This is a genomic window from Streptomyces sp. NPDC001532, assembly GCF_040298625.1.
Taxonomy (GTDB): Bacteria; Actinomycetota; Actinomycetes; order Streptomycetales; family Streptomycetaceae; genus Streptomyces.
This window is the reverse complement of sequence record NZ_JBEPAL010000001.1, coordinates 134,680-152,863: the sequence shown is the minus strand read 5'-3', so window position 1 is coordinate 152,863 and position 18,184 is coordinate 134,680. Positions and strand designations below refer to the sequence as shown.

Sequence of the window (18,184 nt, the reverse complement as noted above, 5' to 3'; positions counted from 1 at the left end):
GCGCGTACCGGCCGGCGCGCGCCGGGTTCGTCCCGAGTGCGCCTCCCGCACGGTGTCTCACCCACCGGATGAATTTCCATACCGTCTGCCCAAATTGACCCCCCAGGTCTACTCTGGATCCGTGCCGGAGGACGTGGGGGGTACGCCGTTCCCTGACGGCTGGGAGCCCGACGACGACCACGACCGCGGAGTGTCGGACGAAGAGTTCGCCTCCGTGGTCTTCGACGAGGCCTTCGTACGCGCGGCCGCGGTGCATGAGCCGACCGCCGTGGAACGCCTCCTTGCCGCCGCCCAGGCCAGAGCGGACGCCGAGGCCCGCCGGGCCCGCGGCCGCGGCGAGCGCTACGACGACGGGTACGGCGGCGACGGGGCGGGCGGCTACGGCCGCGACCGCGAACTGGACACCCTCGACGACCCGGACTTCGCCGACGGCCCGGAGCCCGGCACCGGGGCCTACGGCAAGCAGGCCCGCTGGCACCGCCCGGTCGCCTGGCTGCTCGCCGTGGTGATGGGCGTCGGCATGGTGGCACTGGCCTTCGCCGCCGTCTACCGAGGCGCCTCCTCGGGCCGCCAGGACGCCCCGCTGCCCGCCTCCACCAACCTGGAGCAGGGCGGCACGGCCACTCCGTCGGCCTCCGCGGACTACTCCCAGCCCGCCGTCCCGGCGGTGCCCCGCACCCCCTGACAGGGGCCTCAACAGGCCTCGCACGGACGGAATCCGGCCCGGTGGGCGCCTGCCGGAAAGTGTCCTGCGGCCAGGCGTTTACCGGGGCTCCGCGAGACCTACCCTGAAGATATGGGCGGGCCTGGAGACCCACCTGAGGGGACACCCGACGGCGCCCCCAACGGTGCAGACGACGAGTACCGATCCGTCGTGTTCGACGAGTCCTTCGTCCGCGCTGCCCGCCTCCAGGAGTACTCCGCGCGCGAACGGGTCTCCGACCACGCGCCCGCCGTCCGCCGCCGTCCCCCGAGGCACCGCGGGCTGTCCCGGCAGGCCCTGATCCTGGTCCTGCTGGTGGCCGTCGCCTTCGGCACCGCGGTCTACATGGGGGTGCGCCACCCCTACCAGTCCGCCCAGACCGCCCGGCAGCCCGCCGTCGAACCGCTGCGGATGACCGTCATCCCGCTCGTCCCGCAGCGACCCGTCCCCGGCACCCCCGACACCGAACACCTGTACGCCTCCAGTCCGGCCGCCCAGTACCGCGTCGGCGCCGAGGGCATCCCGCTGCCCGCCGCCCGGCGCACCGCCCACTTCTCCGACGGCCAGGTGCTCAGCGCCCTCAGCACCGCCAAGGACTACGTCGTCCGCTCCTCGCTCTACCCCGAGGTGCTGACCGGCGGCCAGGTACGGCCCGTACGGGTGCTGCTCGACCCCGACCAACTCGACCAGTTCGACCGCAGCTTCGACCAGCCCACCGCCGACGGACAGCACGCCCCGACCGGCTGGCTGGTCCGCTTCGACCCGGCGAAGGCCGAACTCGCCGACCCCCGCATCCGCGTCCGCGGCAGCCTGTACGCCGAGGAGACCGACGCGGCCACCCTGGAGGTCACCGCCGACCACACCTTCGTGTACGCGCTGCGGCCGCCCGAGGCCGGCGGCGCGGCCGAGGCCTCGCTCTTCACCGTCCGCCGCGAGCTGCACTTCCGCTTCGACCGGGAGGACCTGCGTCTGCACCAGGCCCAGGTGGTCGGCTCGCACCTCCAGGCCGGGCCGCTGTCCTGCGCCGAGAACTCCAGCGACCGGCTGCGCCCGCTGCTGGCCGGCCAGACCGCCGAGGCGGGCCTCCCGGCCGGCACCGACCCGTACGCCTCCGACGGCGCCACGGCACTGTGCGGCACCCTGGCGGACAGCGCCCAGCCGAAGGTCTGAAGCTTGCTACGCCTGACCCTCGACGTCCTCGTCCTCGGCGGGGCGGTCGTCGGCGGGGCGGTTCCCGGCCGGGCGGTCGTCGGCGGGTCGGTCCTCGGAGGCCCGCGCGCCGGTGAAGCCGGTGAAACCGCGCCGCACCCGGCCGCCCAGGTCCCCGGCGCCGCCCGCGATGTCCGTGACCAGCTTCATCAGCGGATCCTTGGAGCCGCGCACCTCCGACGCGTAGTGCGCCGCCGACTCCCGCAGACCGTCCGAGACCTTGGCGTCCCGGTCCTCGCCGCGCCGCGGGTAGTGGCCGTCCATCAGCCGCTGGTGGTCCCGGGTGGCCGCCCACTTCTTCAGCTCGGCCGCGCGGACGGTGGCGAAGGGATGCGAGCGGGGCAGCACATTGAGGATCTTCAGCACCGAGTCGCGCAGGTCGCCGCTCGCCTCGTACTCCTCGGCCTGCTCCAGGAACGCGTCCACGTTCATCTCGTGCAGATGGCCGCCGCCCGCCAGCTTCATCAGGCCGCGCAGCGAGGCGTGCAGGTCCTGGCCGACCAGCAGGCCCGCGCGGTCGGCGGACAGCTCCGACTTGCGGAACCACTCGCGCAACGCGGTCACGATCGCCATGATCGCGACATTGCCCAGCGGGATCCACGCCACCCGCGACGCCAGGTTCGTCAGGAACAGCAGGAGCGTGCTGTAGGCGGAGTGACCGGACAGCGCGTGGCCGACCTCGTGGCCGATCACCGCCCGCATCTCCTCCTCGTCCAGCAGCTCGACCATGCCCGTGCTGACCACGACGACCGGCTCGTCCACGCCGACGCACATCGCGTTCGGCTGCGGGTCCTGCTGGACGTACATCGGCGGGACCTTCTCCAGGTCCAGGATGTGGCAGGCGTCCAGGAGCATGGCGTGCAGATGCGGGAACTGCCGCTCCGAGACGCGCACCGAGTCGGACAGGAACAGCAGCCTCATGCTCCGCTCGGGCAGCAGTCCTCTGAGCGCCTTGAACGCGGTGTCGAAGCCGCTCAGCCGGCGCAGGGCGACCAGCGCGGAACGGTCGGCCGGGTGCTCGTACGCCCGCGAGGAGATCTCCGGGAAGCGCCGGCGCCGTCTGCCCGGCGGATGCCCGGGCCCGGTCCGCGGATGGCCGTCGTAGGACATCGTGTCCCCCTGTCGCGTCGGTGTGCCCGGTACGGGCTCCGCGCCCGGACCGTGGGCCTGGCCGTGCCCCCGAAGCAGGGCCCAGCCTAGGCGGAGATACCGTGGACGGGCAGCACAGCGAAGGAGTACCACGTCATGGACCACAACGCCGCGTCCGCCTGGCTCATGGCCGCCGAGCAGGAAGGGGCCGGGAATCTCCTGCGGATCATCCTGGTCGTGATGCTGCTGGGCTGTGTGCTGGCCGCCTGGATCCTGCTGCGGGGTTACAGGCGGAAGGACGACTGACGGACCGCCGGGGTTGCCCGACGGCGGAGTCGGGGTGATCGCCGCGGAGCCGCCCGCTTACGATGGGCCGACATCTTTATCCCGCCCACAGCGATAGGTCCTGACGAAGATGAGCCTCCACACCACCGCCGCCCAGCTGGTCACCCTCGCCTCCGAGGGCGGGGAGCACGGCGGCAACCACGACAGCCTCAACCCGCTGCTCACCGGGGGCGGTGCGTTCGTCGTCCTGTTGCTGCTCCTGTGGGTCACCACCCGCTTCAACCGCGACCGCTGAGGTCCGGGTCGAGTCCGGCCGTCGGAGCACACAGACCGGGCCGGTAGGGTCTGCACGCATGGGGAAGCAGGACATGCCTACCGGTCCGGCGAACGACTCGCCGCGGGCAGCGAGCGGCGGCAAGCGCCGCCTGGGCGTCATGGGCGGAACGTTCGACCCGATCCACCACGGCCACCTGGTGGCCGCGAGCGAGGTCGCCGCGCAGTTCCACCTCGACGAGGTCGTCTTCGTGCCGACCGGCCAGCCGTGGCAGAAGAGCCACCGCGCCGTCTCCCCGGCCGAGGACCGCTATCTGATGACGGTCATCGCGACCGCCGAGAACCCGCAGTTCTCGGTCAGCCGCATCGACATCGACCGCGGCGGACCCACCTACACCACGGACACCCTGCGGGATCTGCGCGCGCTCAACCCCGACACGGACCTGTTCTTCATCACCGGTGCCGACGCCCTCGCCCAGATCCTCACCTGGCGGGACACCGAAGAGCTGTTCTCCCTGGCACACTTCATCGGAGTCACCCGTCCGGGGCACCACCTGAACGACCCCGGACTCCCGGAGGGCATCGTCTCGCTCGTCGAGGTCCCCGCCCTCGCCATCTCGTCCACGGACTGCCGTGCGCGAGTCGCCAAGGGCGACCCCATCTGGTATCTGGTGCCGGACGGAGTCGTGCGCTACATCACCAAGCGCGAGCTGTACCGCGGCGAGTGAGCCGAGAGGGGCACCGGTGAACGACCGATACGACGCGGGCTACGGGTCGGAGTACGAGGGCGACCCGTACGAGCTCGTCGGCTATGACGAGTACGGCCGGCCTGTCTACCGGCAGGTGCCGCAGCAGCCGCCGCAGGGGCAGTCCTACGACCCCGCACAGTCCTACGACCCCGCACAGTCCTACGACCGCACGCAGTCCTACGACCCCTACGGGCAGCAGCAGGGCCATCCGCAGGCCTCCCAGGGCTACGGCTACGACCCGTACGCCACCGGCCAGCAGCCGCCCGCACCCGCCTACGACCCCTACGGGACCGGGCAGCAGCCGCCGGTGCCGTCCTCGTACGACGGCGGCTACGACGGCTACGGCTCCCACGGGTCCCAGGACGCCCACGACCCCTACGGGCAGGGCGCCGCGGCCGCCGCCCCGCAGCCGCGCGTCGCCGAGCAGACCGCCTACATCCCGCAGCAGGCCCGGCCCGCCGACGAGGACGGCCGCACCGCCCCCGCGCGGGAGGACTTCCACCGCGAGGACCGCGACTACCGCACCGAGCAGTTCGCGTTCGTGGAGGAGCCCGACGGCGACTCCGAGGACGTCATCGACTGGCTGGCGTTCACCGAGAACCGCACCGAGCGCCGCGAGGAGGCCCGGCGCCGCGCCCGCAGCCGGCTCGTCGCCCTCGTCGTGGTCCTCGCCCTGGTCGCGGTCGGCGGCGCCGGCTGGCTCTGGTACGCCGGGAAGCTGCCCGGACTGTCCTCCTCCGACGACAAGACCGGCAGCACGACGGCCGGCGGCGCCCAGAAGCGCGACGTGCTCGTCGTCCACCTGCACGACACCAAGAAGGGCGGCACCTCCACCGCCCTGCTGGTCGACAACACCACCACCGAGCAGGGCACCACCGTCCTGCTGCCCAACTCCCTCGCCCTGACCGGCGACGACGGCACCACCACGCTCGCCAAGTCGGTCGAGGACGACGGCTCCTCCGGCACCCGCGAGGCCCTGGACACCGTCCTCGGCACCTCCATCCAGGGCACCTGGCGGCTGGACACGCCCTACCTGGAGATCCTGGTCGACCTCGTCGGCAACATCGAGGTCGACACCGACACCGACGTGCCCGACCCGGCCGCCGAGAAAAAGGGCCAGTCGCCCCTGGTCAGCCAGGGCAAGAGCCAGACCCTCAGCGGCAAGATGGCCGTCGCCTACGCCACCTACCGTGCCCCCGGCGAGGCCCAGAACGCCCAGCTGGCGCGGTTCGGGCAGGTCATGCAGGGCGTGCTGCGCAAGATGTCGTCGGACGCCGACGCGGCCACCACCACCGTGCAGACGCTGGCGCAGATCCTCGAACCGCCGCTCACCGACAAGGACCTCGGAACCTTCCTCGCCGCCCTGGCCGACCTCGCCAAGAGCGGCGCCTACAAGACCGCGCTGCTGCCCGTCCAGACCGACGGCACGCTCACCGCGGAGGCGAGCGACAGCGTGGTCGAGGACGTCCTCGGCGGCACCGCCAAGAGCCCCGACCAGGGCGCGGCCGTCCGCGTCTCGGTGCGCAACGCCAGCGGTGTGAAGGACAACACGGAGAAGGCCCGCGTGGTGCTCCTCAACGGCGGCTTCACCTTCCTGGGAGGCGGAGCGGCGGGCAGCGCCCGGGCCACCTCCACGGTCACCTACGCGCAGGCCGCCGACAAGGAGAACGCCATCGAGGTCGCCAAGACCCTGGGCCTGCCCGCGAGCGCGGTCACCAAGGGCGAGGTCTCCGCCAACGCGAACGTGTCGGTGGTCCTGGGCCAGGACTACGACCCGTCCTCGTAGCCCCATAGCGCAGGCGTTCGGGGGTCCCGCGAAACGGCGTGGGGCCCCCTCTGCGGTCGTGAGACCCTTGAAGGCAACTGACCGCCTAGGGAAAGCCGTGTAGTGACCGCAACCGACCGCTCGCTGGAGCTCATCACCACCGCCGCCCAGGCGGCCGCCGACAAGCTCGCGCACGATGTCATCGCCTACGACGTGAGCGACGTCCTGTCGATCACGGACGCCTTCCTGCTGGCGTCCGCGCCCAACGACCGCCAGGTCAAGTCGATCGTCGACGAGATCGAGGAACGGCTCCAGAAGGAACTCGGCGCCAAGCCGGTGCGCCGCGAGGGCGACCGCGAGTCCCGCTGGATCCTGCTCGACTACGTCGACATCGTCGTCCACGTCCAGCACAGCGAGGAGCGTGTCTTCTACGCCCTGGAGCGGCTGTGGAAGGACTGCCCGGAGCTGGAGCTGCCCGCCGACGCCAAGGCCACGCGCGGCAAGGCCGAGGAGCACGCCAAGCTCCAGGCCGCCGACGACGCCGCCGAAGCGGACGGTGAGTGGCGGTGAGCCCCACCGGTGAGGTGACCGCCGGGAACCAGGGCCGGGGCCGCCGCGTCATCCTGTGGCGGCACGGGCAGACCTCGTGGAACGTGGAGCGCCGCTTCCAGGGCACCACGGACGTCGAGCTCACCGAGACCGGCGTCGCCCAGGCCCGCCGGGCCGCCCGCCTGCTGGCCTCGCTGCGGCCCGACGCCATCGTCGCCTCGGACCTGCGGCGGGCCGCGAACACCGCCGCCGAACTGGCCGCCCTCACCGGCCTCGACGTGACCCTCGACGAGGGCCTGCGGGAGACCTACGCGGGCGTCTGGCAGGGCCTGACGCACGACGAGATCATCGCCCGGCACGGCGAGGAGTACGCCGCGTGGAAGCGCGGCGAGGCGGTGCGCCGCGGCGGCGGCGAACTGGAGACCGAGGTCGCCGACCGCGCGGCCCCGGTGGTGCTCCGGCACGCCGAGAAGCTGCCCGACGACGGCACGCTCGTCGTGGTCAGCCACGGCGGCACCATCCGCACCACCATCGGCCGGCTGCTCGGCCTGGAGGCCCGCCACTGGGAGAGCCTCGGCGGCCTGTCCAACTGCTGCTGGTCCGTGCTCGGCGAGGGCGCCCGCGGCTGGCGGCTGCTGGAGCACAACGCCGGCACCCTGCCGGAGCCGGTGCTCGGCGACGACGACTGAGCCGTGACGGCGCGGACTCCGGGCCCCGGGGGCCCGGATTTCACTTTCCGGCAGGTCGCAGGCTAAAGTTCTTCTTGTTCGGCCCGCCAAGCGGGAAGAACAGATGGGGCTATAGCTCAGTTGGTAGAGCGCCTGCATGGCATGCAGGAGGTCAGGAGTTCAATTCTCCTTAGCTCCACGGTTGAATCCCGTCCCCCGCAGGGGGGCGGGATTTTTCGTCTGAGCTCTTGAGCTGTTGAGCACATGAGGCCCAAGAGGCGTATACCTCTGTGGTGGAGTGTCGGCGGGTGCCGTGTCCGGACTGGTACCGAGGCGTCGCTGACCGTGTCGCTCCGGTCGTGGCAGAATCAAACGGCCGGAAGGGGACGCGGCCCGACGGGAGGGAGTAGCGATGCCTGCGAGCATCCCTGAGGAGGGCGGCCACCTCCTCGGTGAAGCAGCGTTGATACACGGCACGGTCACCCGGCTCAGCTGCCCTTCCTGCGGTTCCGCGCATGTCGCCCAAGTCCTCGGCGACAACGGCGGGATCTCCTACGTGTGCACGGCCTGCGGCCACAGCTGGAGCTGATCGATGGGTGCACACAGGCGGAAGTGCGACTGGTGCGGCAGTGGCACGCCGATCGTCCGCGACATGGAACCGGTGAACCCCGACTACCAGTACTGGTGCGAGGAATGCGCGCGGGCGCTGATCATAAAAGGCGACCCGATCGAGACCTACCGCGAGCTGGAGGGCGAGCCGATCTACGGCCGGCTCCTGGAGGAGCACTGCACCCTCAAGCGGTTCTACTCTTTCGTGACGGCCTGACTCCCGCCTCGGTACCGGCCACCAGATTCGGACATAGTGCCCTGAATCCGGGCATGTTGGAAACGATTTGGTGTTCCACCGGGGGGACCGTGTAATGTTCTCTGTGTCGCCGCGAGGGAAACCCGCAAGGGAAACCGAAGCGGACGGCACACCGCAAGGGGCTATAGCTCAGTTGGTAGAGCGCCTGCATGGCATGCAGGAGGTCAGGAGTTCAATTCTCCTTAGCTCCACAGCAGATCCCGCCGGATCGGAAACGATCCGGCGGGATCTTTTCGTATGTCCCGCCCTCCGCTCAGCGGCCGAGCGCGCGGCGGCCGCGGCCCTGGGACAGCACCGGCAGATTGCTGCGGGCCGGCTGCTGGGAGCGGGTGTCCTCCTCCAGGCGCAGAGCGAGCGCCGGGCAGCGGCGGACCGCGCGCAGGGCCTTCGCCTCGGCGTACCGGGGGACGGCCGCCTGGGCGACGGTGGGGAAGCCGTCGGCGCCCAGTTCGAAGACCTCCGGGAGGATGTCGGCGCACAGGCCGTGCCCCCGGCACAGCGTCCAGTCGACGTAGATCTTCTGACGGCTCGGGCCGTTCTCCTCGGCGGTGCCGCCGCCCGGGGCGCCGGTCGGGCCCATGCCGCCCTCGAAGAGCGGCAGGACGCCCTGCACGGGCCGTCCGCAGCCGTTGCCGAGGACATGCGCGGCCAGGTCGTCGGTGAACGCCTTGATGGTCGACTCCAGGAACATCGCCGAGCCGTCCGGGTGCGAGCAGGCGCCGCGCCGCTTCACGTTCTTCGCGACCTGCTTCACCGCCTCCAGGGCGGCCGGTCCGCCGCCGTTCAGGATGTCCTCAAGTCCGCGCGCGGCGGCCGGCAGGCCGAGGTAGCAGGGGCCGCACTGGCCCGCGCTCTCCTCGGCCAGCCACTGCGCCACCCGCAGCGACTCGCCCAGCGGACAGGTCTCCTGCCCGATCGGCAGGATCGCCCCGGCGCCCAGTGAACCGCCCACCGCGTCCAGCGAGTTGCGGGAGACGATCGCCTCGTCGACGGTCGCCGCGTCGATCCACTTGCCGTGGTAGCCGCCGGTCAGCACGCCCTGCGGCACCGGCGGGGCGCCGGCGAGCTGGAGGACGTAGCGCAGCGGCACGCCGGTGGGGACCTCGATCACCATGGGCCGGGCGACCGCGCCGGACACCGTGAGCATCACGGTGCCCGGCTCGTCGTACAGGCCGGTGTTGCCGTAGCGCTCCGGGCCGATCCGCGCGGCGATGGCCAGCTGCGCGAACGTCTCGGCGTTCGACAGCAGGGTGGGCGCGCCGCCCACGCCGCTCTGCGAGGCGCTGATCTTGCGGCCGGGCGGGATGGCCGGGCCGCCGTCGATCGAGCGGATCAGGGAGGCGGCGGCCCCGGTGACCATCCGGACCGGATTGCGCTGGACGCGCGCGCGCAGCGCCGAGCGGCGGCCGTTGCTCAGGCCGCGCTCGGCGAGCGCGGCCTCCATGGAGCGCTGGGTGGACTCCCGGGTGACCCCCACCACGAGCGTGCGGGCGCCCAGGGCCTCGGCGCACAGCAGGGCGCCGTCCAGGATCAGGTGCGGGGCGCGGTTGATCAGCACCGTGTCCTTGCGGCAGGCCGGTTCGTCCTCGCTTCCGTTGACCACGACCACCGGGCGCACGCCGCGGCGGATCGCCGATTCGGCGACCGACCGCAGCTTCTTGTGGAAGGGGAAGCCCGCGCCGCCGCGGCCCCTGAGATTGATGCGTTCGGCGAGCTGTGCGAGCTGCTCGCCGCCGAGCGGTTCGAGCGGCCCGTGCACCTTGAGGTGCATGGGCAGATCGAGTCTTTCGACAAGGTCGAAGCCCGACGTGAGCTGAGGAAGCCCGACCACGCGGACTTCGGGTACGTCGGGCAGGGCCTCGTTCACCTAAAAGCCTCCGGAAGGCGTGTTCCAAGGTTCGGCAGTACCCGGTGCGTCGAAGTCGTAGGACGCACCGGGCAGTGTTTGTGTGGCGGGACCGCTGTTGTCGTACGTGTCGTCCGGGATGTACGTGCCGTAGAGGGCGTTCGACTCAGTGGTGTCGTACACATCACTGACGGGGAAGCCCTCGGTGCCCGGATTGCCATAGGCCGGGATGGTGTGTCCGGTGTCCTGGAGGGGGTCGTACGCCGACCGGGGTGCCTCGCCGACCGGCGGCGGGGACGGGATCGGCCAGGCGCTGTCCACGCGGGGCAGCGCTTCGGTGGGCTGGAGGCCGGTCGGGTCCGTCCCCGGGGTGCGGTCGGTCCCGAAGCCCTGCCGGGGCCGCGGGGTGGACACCGCGCGGTAGGCGGCCGCGAAACCGCCGGTGGACTCGGCGGAGCGCTCCGCGGTCTCGTACGGGCGCGGGTTGTCGTAGCCCGCGCGGGTGCCGTCGTGGCCCCCGCGCGGTGCCTCGCGGCCCGGCCGGGCGGACGGGGCGGCTCCCCGCGCGCGGCTCGCGTCCAGGTCCTCGCGGCCCTGCGGCTCACCGCCGCCGAGCAGTGCGGCGAGCCGGTCGGCGACCTCGCGCTTGACCGGTCGGGGCGCCGCGCGCAGCGCCAGGGCCGCGATGACGGCGACCAGGCACAGGCCGTAGAGGAACACGAAGACCGGCTTGGCCTGGCGGCCCGCGAACAGGCCGTGGACCAGCGCCGCGCACCAGGCGGGGTAGGCCAGCATGTGCATGGTGCGCCAGTGGGCGGCGACCGGGGCCGGGGAGGCGAAGGCGCTGCGCAGGGCGCCGGTGATGCCCACGAAGATCATGAGCAGTCCGGCCAGCGAGCCGAGCCCGATCAGGCCGGCGCTTCCGGTGACGCCGAGCGAGAACGGGATCAGCGCGGCGAGCAGGTCGACGTGGTCGAGCGCCAGCTTGGTGATGACGTGCAGCAACAGGAAGGCGATCGAGGCGACCGCCGTCGTCCGGTGCACGGCCTGGCCGATGATCCGCTGGCGCGCGTTGAGGAAGATCCGGTCCTGGGCCATCAGGCCCCAGATCACCGAGCAGCTCAGGGACACCAGGCTGAGCACGCCCGCGCCGAAGTTCAGGAACTCGCGGAAGGTGTCACCTCCGGCCAGGACGAGCACGGGTATGAGGACCAGCACGGCCGCCGATGCCGCGCCGGTGGTCGACCGGCCCGGTCTGGCGAGCGTGCTGTTACTGCGACGAGAGTTCATGGGGCAACTCCGAGCGGATTCGTAAAGCGGTCCCGCGCGGCACTCTAGGTCGCGACCTACCGAGGGGTACGAGGTTTGAGTTATTGCGTTGTTATCAAATGACAATGCGGTTGTTGTGATGCCCCTTAGTGGCTGTTACGCGAAGTAACCCTTGACCTTGGTTCAGCTTTTCCGGGCCCGCCGGGGCTCGTGGAACGTCGTCGCGGCCCCGCGCGGCCCTGCGGTACCCTGACGCCATGCGTGCCGTACGCCTTCTGCTTAGCGGGCCGCGCTGATCAGTCCCGGCCACCGGACGAGTCGAGTGGCCGGCATCGGCGCGGCGTCCCCTCCTGTGCGAGGGGATTTTTCGTTTCTCGACAGCCGTAGGCAGAGACGATCGATGGAGCTTTGAGGATCATGAGCGAGACGAACCCCGCAGCCACCACTGGCATGTCCGCGGATGCCGCGCCGCACCGCTACACGGCCGCCGTGGCCGCGGAGATCGAGGCACGCTGGCAGGACTTCTGGGACGCCGAGGGCACCTACGCGGCGCCGAACCCGAGCGGTGACCTGGCGGGCGACCCGGAACTGGCCGCCAAGCCCAAGAAGTTCATCATGGACATGTTCCCGTACCCCTCCGGTGCGGGCCTGCACGTCGGCCACCCCCTGGGTTACATCGCCACCGACGTCTTCGCGCGCTTCCAGCGCATGACCGGCCACAACGTCCTGCACACCCTGGGCTTCGACGCCTTCGGCCTGCCCGCCGAGCAGTACGCCGTGCAGACCGGCACGCACCCGCGCGTGTCCACCGAGGCCAACATCGAGAACATGAAGGCCCAGCTGCGCCGGCTGGGCCTGGGCCACGACAAGCGCCGGTCGTTCGCCACGATCGACCCGGACTACTACAAGTGGACCCAGTGGATCTTCCTGCAGATCTTCAACTCCTGGTACGACGAGGAGGCGAAGAAGGCCCGGCCCATCGCCGAGCTGGTCGCCGCCTTCGAGTCCGGTGAGCGCGCGGTGCCCGGCGGCCGCTCCTGGAACGAGCTGAGCGCCACCGAGCGCGCCGACGTCCTGGGCGAGTACCGCCTGGCCTACGCCTCCGACGCGCCGGTCAACTGGTGTCCCGGCCTGGGCACCGTGCTGGCCAACGAGGAGGTCACCGCCGACGGCCGCTCCGAGCGCGGCAACTACCCGGTCTTCAAGGCCAAGCTGCGCCAGTGGAACATGCGCATCACCGCCTACGCCGACCGGCTGCTGGACGACCTGGACGAGCTGGACTGGCCCGAGGCCATCAAGCTGCAGCAGCGCAACTGGATCGGCCGCTCCGAGGGCGCCCGCGTCGACTTCCCCGTCGGCGGCGAGCACATCACCGTCTTCACCACCCGCCAGGACACCCTGTTCGGCGCCACCTACATGGTGCTGGCGCCCGAGCACCCGCTGGTCGACGAGGTCACCCCGGCCGCCTGGCCCGAGGGCACCCACCAGGTGTGGACCGGCGGGCACGCCACCCCGGCCGAGGCCGTCGCCGCCTACCGCGCGCAGGCCGCCTCCAAGTCCGACGTCGAGCGGCAGGCCGACGCCAAGGACAAGACCGGCGTCTTCACCGGCGCCTACGCCACCAACCCGGTCAACGGCGAACAGGTCCCGGTCTTCATCGCCGACTACGTCCTGATGGGCTACGGCACCGGCGCGATCATGGCCGTCCCGGCTCACGACACCCGCGACTTCGCCTTCGCCCGCGCCTTCGAGCTGCCGATGCGCTGTGTGGTCCAGCCCAGCGACGGCCGCGGCACCGACCCCTCGACCTGGGACGACGCCTTCGCCTCCTACGACGCGAAGATCGTCAACTCGGCGAGCGACGAGGTCTCCCTGGACGGCCTGGGCGTCGTCGAGGCCAAGGCCCGCATCACCGACTGGCTGCAGAGCAAGGGCATCGGCGAGGGCACCGTCAACTTCCGGCTGCGCGACTGGCTGTTCAGCCGCCAGCGCTACTGGGGCGAGCCCTTCCCGATCGTCTACGACGAGGACGGCATCGCCCACCCGCTGCCCGAGTCGATGCTGCCCCTGGAGCTGCCCGAGGTCGAGGACTACAGCCCGCGCACCTTCGACCCGGACGACGCCGACACCCAGCCCGAGACCCCGCTGTCCCGCAACGAGGACTGGGTCAACGTCACCCTGGACCTGGGCGACGGGCCGAAGAAGTACCGCCGCGAGACCAACACCATGCCCAACTGGGCCGGTTCCTGCTGGTACGAGCTGCGCTACCTGGACCCGCACAACTCCGAGAAGCTGGTCGACCCGGCGATCGAGCAGTACTGGATGGGCCCGCGCGAGGGCCTGCCGCACGGCGGCGTCGACCTGTACGTCGGCGGCGCCGAGCACGCCGTGCTGCACCTGCTGTACGCGCGCTTCTGGTCCAAGGTGCTGTTCGACCTGGGGCACATCTCCTCGGCCGAGCCGTTCCACAAGCTGTTCAACCAGGGCATGATCCAGGCCTACGTCTACCGGGACAGCCGCGGCATCGCGGTGCCGGCCGCCGAGGTGGAGGAGCGCGACGGCGCCTTCTACTACCAGGGCGAGAAGGTCTCCCGGCTGCTGGGCAAGATGGGCAAGTCCCTGAAGAACGCCGTCACCCCGGACGAGATCTGCGCCGAGTACGGCGCCGACACCCTGCGCCTGTACGAGATGGCCATGGGCCCGCTGGACGTCTCCCGGCCGTGGGACACCCGCGCGGTGGTCGGTCAGTTCCGGCTGCTGCAGCGCCTGTGGCGCAACATCGTCGACGAGGCGACCGGCGAGATCACGGTCTCCGACGCCGAGGCCGACGAGGAGACGCTGCGCGCGCTGCACAAGGCGATCGACGGTGTCCGCGGCGACCTGGAGGGCATGCGGTTCAACACCGCCATCGCCAAGGTCACCGAGCTGAACAACCACCTGACCAAGACCGGCGGCGCCGTGCCGCGGTCGGTGGCCGAGCCGCTGGTGCTGCTGGTCGCCCCGCTGGCCCCGCACATCGCCGAGGAGCTGTGGCGCAAGCTGGGCCACACCGGCTCGGTCGTCCACCAGGACTTCCCGGTCGCCGACCCGGCGTACGTCGTGGACGAGACGGTCACCTGCGTCGTCCAGATCAAGGGCAAGGTCAAGGCGCGTCTGGAGGTCTCCCCGGGCATCTCCGAGGAGGAGCTGGAGAAGGTCGCGCTGGCCGACGAGAAGGTCGTCGCGGCGCTGGACGGCGCCGGGATCCGCAAGGTGATCGTGCGGGCGCCGAAGCTGGTGAACATCGTTCCGGCGTGATGACGCGGTGACGTGATGGCGTGGTCACGCGGTGACGTGATGGCGTGGTGTGACGCGGTGGCGTGATGCTGCCGGTGACTCGACGACGCGGTGATGTGACGACGCGGTGACGCGGTGACGAGCGTCTGGCGTGTCCCCTAGGGGTGCGCTCGGGGATCGATGCGGGCAGGTTCGGGGTTCTTCCGGAACTCCGGACCTGCCCGCTGCGTTTACCGTGGAAGAGCGGCGCGGCGAGTGCCGCGGCGAGCGCAAGGGCCGAGGAGGAGCGTCGTGGAAGCAGTGATCGCAGTGGTGGCCCTGCTCTTCGTGCTCTTCGTGGCACTCGGGGTGTACGCCACGGTGAAGGCCGTCGGCGCCGCCAAGCGCGGCGTGGACCGCACGATCACCCAGGCCCGGCGCACCGTCGAGGACCACACCCTGCGCGCCAAGTCCTTCGCCCAGCCCGGCCCGGTCGGCGAGCTCGCCCAGCTCCGGCTGAAGCTGCGCACCTCGATGCGGGCCACCCAGGACGCGCTGCACGCGGGCGCCCCCGAGGACGAGTCCCTGAAGGAGTCGCTCGGCCTCTTCCAGCGGCTCAGCGCCCACGGCCACGAACTGGACGCCGAACTGCGGCGCCTGGAGACCGAGCCGGACCGGGCCACCCTCGCCGAGCGGCTGCCCGCCCTGCGCGAGCGCACCGAGCGCATCACCCGCTCGGCGGACTCCCTGCGCTGGGCCGCCCGGGACCGCGCCCGCCACTTCGCGGACGACGACCTCGACTCGCTCAGCGCCCAGATCGACGTGGAGACCGGCGCCCTGCGGCACTGGACCACGGAGGAGCCCCCCGCGGCCACCGCCGGCGCCACCCCGCCGCCGCCCTGGCCCGCCGCGCCGGCCGCGGACCCCGCCGCCGATCCGGCCGCGCGGCAGCAGACCTGGCCGGACACCCCGCAGACCCGGACCGCCGACGAGCCGGCCCGCCCGGCCATCACTCCGCCGGACCCGCGGCCGGCCTACCCCTGGCAGAAGAAGCCGCGCCCCGAGAGCACCACCTGAGGCGGCCCTCGTCGGCCGCGTTCCGGCGCAGGTGAGAGGGCCGGGCTGCCGTCCGGGCGCTACGCCAGGTAACCTCCAGCTCATGTCCCGCCATGTCGCGATCGTCACCGATTCAACGGCCTACCTGCCGCCGCGGACGATGGAGCGCCACGGCATCACCGCGGTGCCCCTGACCGTGGTCCTCGGCGACCGCGCGCTCGAAGAGGGCACCGAGATCTCGACCCGCTCGCTGGCCCAGGCGCTCCAGAAGCGACGGCCCGTCACCACCTCGCGCCCCAGCCCCGAGCAGTTCGCCGAGACCTACCGCAAGGCCGCCGAGGCGGGCGCGTCCGGGATCGTCTCCCTCCACCTCTCCGCCGAACTGTCCGGCACCTACGACGCGGCGGTGCTCGCGGCGAAAGAGGCACCGGTGCCGGTACGGGTGGTCGACACCGGCATGATCGCCATGGCGCTGGGCTTCTGCGCGGTGGCCGCGGCCGAGGCGGCGGAATCCGGCGGCTCCGTGGACGAGGCCGTCGCGGCGGCGGAGAAGCGAGCCGCCGGCACCGACGCCTACTTCTACGTCGACACCCTGGAGTATCTGCGCCGCGGCGGCCGGATCGGCACCGCGCAGGCCCTGTTCGGCTCCGCGCTCGCGGTGAAGCCGCTGCTCCAGCTCGACGGCGGCCGGATCGGGCCGCTGGAGAAGGTGCGGACGGCGTCCAAGGCCATCGCCCGGCTGGAGGAGATCGTCGCCGAGCGGGCGGGTGTCGCCCCCGTCGACATCGCCGTCCACCACCTCGCCGCGGCCGACCGTGCCGCCGCGCTGGCCGAGCGGCTGCGGGCGCGGGTGCCGGGGCTGGCGGAGCTGCATGTGAGCGAGGTCGGCGCGGTCATCGGGGCGCATACCGGGCCCGGACTGCTGGGAGTTGTGGTCTCCTCGCGGTGACGGACGCCGGGCGGTGCCCTCTCACGGGTGACGCGGTTGTCCACAACCGGGCGGTTCTCCCCGGGAATTGACCAAGATCATCGCGAGGGCGGGGAGCTGTCCGATCCTCGTCGCATGGCACTTCGATCACGCACACGCACCACGTCCGCCACCAGCGGCCCGGGCCGGGGCCCCGCCTCCGACGGCCGGACCCGTCGACGCCGTACGCCCTCGCGAGCAGCGGGCGCCGTGGGCGCCGCCCGGCAGCGGCACGCCTCCGCCGACGAACTGCGCCGCCGGGCGCGGGTGCTGTTCGGGGAAAGGGCGGGGGTGGGGTTGTCGGTGGAGCCGGAGGCGGGGTTGTCGGCGGGGCCGGAGTCTGGGGTCGCTGGAGGGTCTGCCGGGGCGCCGGCCGTCGGGGCGTCCGTCGCCAGGGTGCCCGATGTCGGGGAGTCCGTCGCAGAGGTGTCTGCCGTCGGGGAGTCCGTCGCAGAGGTGTCTGCCGTCGGGGCGTCGGCCGTCGGGGTGGCCGGCGGGTCCTGGCGGGAGCGGGCCGGGCTCGCGTTGCGGGAGCGGGAGCGGGAGCCGGAGCTGGGGCGGGGGCCGGAGCCGGGGGTTGGGCCGTCGGTGGAGCCGGAGTCTGGGGTCGTAGGGGAGCCCGCCGCGGCGTCTGTCGCCGAGGCGTCGGCCGTCGGGGTGCCCAGCGGGTCCTGGCGGGAGCGGGCCGGGCTCGCGTTGCGGGAGTGGGAGCGAGAGCGGGGGCGGGAGCCGGGGGTGGGGCCGTCGGTGGAGCCGGGGTCTGGGGTCGTAGGGGAGCCCGCTGCGGCGTCTGTCGTCGAGGCGTCGGCCGTCGGGGTGCCCGGCGGGTCCTGGCGGGAGCGGGCCGGGTTGGCCTTGCGGGAGCGGATGCCGCTGTGGTTGCAGGCCAGGGTCGGGCTGGAGCGCCGGAGTGTGGTGGCGCTGACCGTCCTGCTCGTCGTCGCAGCCGGGTTCGCCGCGCAGCACTTCTGGAGCGGGCGGACCGAGACGGTACCGCCACCGGAGGTGGTGGAGGCGGCGGCCGCTCGCGAGCACGGGCACGCGGGCGGGGGCCCTGAGGCGGGGTCGACGGCCGCACCCGGCGTGGCCGTCGGCGCTACGCCCGCCACCGAGATCGTGGTGGACGTCAGCGGGAAGGTGCGGGAGCCCGGGATCCACCGGCTGCCGGCCGGGGCGCGGGTCGTGGACGCCCTGGAGGCGGCGGGCGGAGTACGGCCGGGCACGGACCTTCGAGGGCTGAACCGGGCGAGGTTCCTCGTGGACGGCGAGCAGGTGGTCGTCGGCGGCCCCGCCTCGGCCGCGGCGCCTCCGGCAGGTGCTCCGGCCACCGGGACGGCACCGGCCGGCCCCGTCAGCCTCAACACCGCCACGGTGAAACAGCTCGACACCCTGCCCGGCGTCGGTCCGGTGCTGGCCCAGCACATCGTCGACTACCGCATCCGGCACGGCGGCTTCCGCTCGGTGGACGAACTGCGGGAGGTCAACGGCATCGGCGAGCGCCGCTTCGCCGACCTGCGGAATCTCGTGCAGCCATGAGGCACGGGGAGGAGCCGCGCGCCGTGGGCCGGCACGCGGTGCACGCGGCGTCCGGGAACCGGCTGGGAGCGGCCCATCCGCGTCAGGAGGGGCCGGCGGA

Annotated in this window: 17 protein-coding genes and 2 tRNA genes; 16 read left to right on the top strand and 3 right to left on the bottom strand. The window is 72.2% G+C overall.

Annotated elements, in window-relative coordinates:
• The first annotated feature begins 121 nt into the window (after nucleotides 1–121).
• Together ABT232_RS00705 and ABT232_RS00700 are read left to right on the top strand one after the other, a co-directional pair.
• The gene (locus ABT232_RS00705; RefSeq protein WP_450871579.1) at nucleotides 122–685 is read left to right on the top strand and encodes an SCO2584 family spore wall biosynthesis protein; all 564 of its coding nucleotides are present in this window, start codon (nucleotides 122–124) and stop codon (nucleotides 683–685) included.
• A gap of 111 nt (nucleotides 686–796) precedes the next feature.
• Nucleotides 797–1,873 carry an SCO2583 family membrane protein gene (locus ABT232_RS00700; protein WP_351833875.1) on the top strand — a complete coding sequence of 359 codons (1,077 nt, stop codon included), beginning with the start codon at nucleotides 797–799 and terminating at the stop codon, nucleotides 1,871–1,873.
• 6 nt (nucleotides 1,874–1,879) lie between these two features.
• Here the strand turns inward: ABT232_RS00700 and ABT232_RS00695 are convergent, their stop codons facing one another.
• Nucleotides 1,880–3,022 carry a M48 family metallopeptidase gene (locus ABT232_RS00695; protein ID WP_351833873.1) on the bottom strand — a complete coding sequence of 381 codons (1,143 nt, stop codon included), beginning with the start codon at nucleotides 3,020–3,022 and terminating at the stop codon, nucleotides 1,880–1,882.
• 135 nt (nucleotides 3,023–3,157) lie between these two features.
• On the opposite strand from ABT232_RS00695, the gene ABT232_RS00690 reads away from it, so the two are divergent.
• From ABT232_RS00690 to ABT232_RS00645, 10 genes are all read left to right on the top strand, one after another.
• The gene (locus ABT232_RS00690; RefSeq protein ID WP_351833870.1) at nucleotides 3,158–3,307 is read left to right on the top strand and encodes a hypothetical protein; all 150 of its coding nucleotides are present in this window, start codon (nucleotides 3,158–3,160) and stop codon (nucleotides 3,305–3,307) included.
• Between the two features lie 109 nt (nucleotides 3,308–3,416).
• On the top strand, nucleotides 3,417–3,581 hold the full coding sequence (locus tag ABT232_RS00685) for a hypothetical protein (protein ID WP_351833868.1): 165 nt from the start codon (nucleotides 3,417–3,419) through the stop codon (nucleotides 3,579–3,581).
• A gap of 58 nt (nucleotides 3,582–3,639) precedes the next feature.
• On the top strand, nucleotides 3,640–4,287 hold the full coding sequence (nadD, locus tag ABT232_RS00680) for a nicotinate-nucleotide adenylyltransferase (protein WP_351833867.1): 648 nt from the start codon (nucleotides 3,640–3,642) through the stop codon (nucleotides 4,285–4,287).
• 16 nt (nucleotides 4,288–4,303) lie between these two features.
• Nucleotides 4,304–6,094, top strand: a complete 1,791-nt coding sequence (locus tag ABT232_RS00675) for an LCP family protein (RefSeq protein WP_351833865.1) — start codon at nucleotides 4,304–4,306, stop codon at nucleotides 6,092–6,094.
• Nucleotides 6,095–6,196: 102 nt separating this feature from the next.
• The gene (gene rsfS / locus ABT232_RS00670) at nucleotides 6,197–6,643 is read left to right on the top strand and encodes a ribosome silencing factor (protein ID WP_351833862.1); all 447 of its coding nucleotides are present in this window, start codon (nucleotides 6,197–6,199) and stop codon (nucleotides 6,641–6,643) included.
• Nucleotides 6,634–7,311, top strand: a complete 678-nt coding sequence (locus tag ABT232_RS00665; protein WP_351833860.1) for a histidine phosphatase family protein — start codon at nucleotides 6,634–6,636, stop codon at nucleotides 7,309–7,311. The genes rsfS and ABT232_RS00665 overlap by 10 nt, the downstream gene beginning before the upstream one ends.
• Nucleotides 7,312–7,416: 105 nt before the next feature.
• Nucleotides 7,417–7,489: transfer RNA gene (locus ABT232_RS00660), tRNA-Ala, on the top strand.
• A 213-nt stretch (nucleotides 7,490–7,702) separates the two neighbouring features.
• Nucleotides 7,703–7,879, top strand: a complete 177-nt coding sequence (locus tag ABT232_RS00655; RefSeq protein WP_351833858.1) for a hypothetical protein — start codon at nucleotides 7,703–7,705, stop codon at nucleotides 7,877–7,879.
• Between the two features lie 3 nt (nucleotides 7,880–7,882).
• On the top strand, nucleotides 7,883–8,116 hold the full coding sequence (locus ABT232_RS00650; protein WP_003976229.1) for a hypothetical protein: 234 nt from the start codon (nucleotides 7,883–7,885) through the stop codon (nucleotides 8,114–8,116).
• A 157-nt stretch (nucleotides 8,117–8,273) separates the two neighbouring features.
• Nucleotides 8,274–8,346: transfer RNA gene (locus ABT232_RS00645), tRNA-Ala, on the top strand.
• A 62-nt stretch (nucleotides 8,347–8,408) separates the two neighbouring features.
• On the opposite strand, the gene ABT232_RS00640 is transcribed toward ABT232_RS00645, so the two are convergent.
• Both ABT232_RS00640 and ABT232_RS00635 read right to left on the bottom strand, forming a co-directional pair.
• The gene (locus ABT232_RS00640; protein WP_351833857.1) at nucleotides 8,409–10,022 is read right to left on the bottom strand and encodes an NADH-ubiquinone oxidoreductase-F iron-sulfur binding region domain-containing protein; all 1,614 of its coding nucleotides are present in this window, start codon (nucleotides 10,020–10,022) and stop codon (nucleotides 8,409–8,411) included.
• The gene (locus ABT232_RS00635; RefSeq protein WP_351833854.1) at nucleotides 10,023–11,291 is read right to left on the bottom strand and encodes a cytochrome b/b6 domain-containing protein; all 1,269 of its coding nucleotides are present in this window, start codon (nucleotides 11,289–11,291) and stop codon (nucleotides 10,023–10,025) included.
• Nucleotides 11,292–11,687: 396 nt separating this feature from the next.
• On the opposite strand from ABT232_RS00635, the gene leuS reads away from it, so the two are divergent.
• From leuS to ABT232_RS00615, 4 genes are all read left to right on the top strand, one after another.
• A complete protein-coding gene (gene leuS, locus ABT232_RS00630) occupies nucleotides 11,688–14,567 on the top strand; it encodes a leucine--tRNA ligase (protein WP_351833851.1) in 2,880 nt (959 codons plus the stop codon).
• A 270-nt stretch (nucleotides 14,568–14,837) separates the two neighbouring features.
• Nucleotides 14,838–15,602: a hypothetical protein gene (locus ABT232_RS00625; RefSeq protein WP_351833849.1), complete on the top strand. Its 765-nt coding sequence runs from the start codon at nucleotides 14,838–14,840 to the stop codon at nucleotides 15,600–15,602.
• An 82-nt stretch (nucleotides 15,603–15,684) separates the two neighbouring features.
• Nucleotides 15,685–16,530, top strand: a complete 846-nt coding sequence (locus tag ABT232_RS00620) for a DegV family protein (protein WP_351833846.1) — start codon at nucleotides 15,685–15,687, stop codon at nucleotides 16,528–16,530.
• Between the two features lie 474 nt (nucleotides 16,531–17,004).
• The gene (locus ABT232_RS00615; protein WP_351833844.1) at nucleotides 17,005–18,084 is read left to right on the top strand and encodes a helix-hairpin-helix domain-containing protein; all 1,080 of its coding nucleotides are present in this window, start codon (nucleotides 17,005–17,007) and stop codon (nucleotides 18,082–18,084) included.
• Nucleotides 18,085–18,184: the final 100 nt, after the last annotated feature.

Bases quoted from the DNA above. Each gene is read 5' to 3' on its own strand.
- ABT232_RS00700 (WP_351833875.1), top strand. From the start codon at position 797: ATGGGCGGGCCTGGAGACCCACCTGAGGGGACACCCGACGGCGCCCCC.
- ABT232_RS00695 (WP_351833873.1), bottom strand. From the start codon at position 3,022: ATGTCCTACGACGGCCATCCGCGGACCGGGCCCGGGCATCCGCCGGGC.
- ABT232_RS00690 (WP_351833870.1), top strand. From the start codon at position 3,158: ATGGACCACAACGCCGCGTCCGCCTGGCTCATGGCCGCCGAGCAGGAA.
- ABT232_RS00685 (WP_351833868.1), top strand. From the start codon at position 3,417: ATGAGCCTCCACACCACCGCCGCCCAGCTGGTCACCCTCGCCTCCGAG.
- nadD (WP_351833867.1), top strand. From the start codon at position 3,640: ATGGGGAAGCAGGACATGCCTACCGGTCCGGCGAACGACTCGCCGCGG.
- ABT232_RS00655 (WP_351833858.1), top strand. From the start codon at position 7,703: ATGCCTGCGAGCATCCCTGAGGAGGGCGGCCACCTCCTCGGTGAAGCA.
- ABT232_RS00650 (WP_003976229.1), top strand. From the start codon at position 7,883: ATGGGTGCACACAGGCGGAAGTGCGACTGGTGCGGCAGTGGCACGCCG.
- ABT232_RS00635 (WP_351833854.1), bottom strand. From the start codon at position 11,291: ATGAACTCTCGTCGCAGTAACAGCACGCTCGCCAGACCGGGCCGGTCG.
- leuS (WP_351833851.1), top strand. From the start codon at position 11,688: ATGAGCGAGACGAACCCCGCAGCCACCACTGGCATGTCCGCGGATGCC.
- ABT232_RS00620 (WP_351833846.1), top strand. From the start codon at position 15,685: ATGTCCCGCCATGTCGCGATCGTCACCGATTCAACGGCCTACCTGCCG.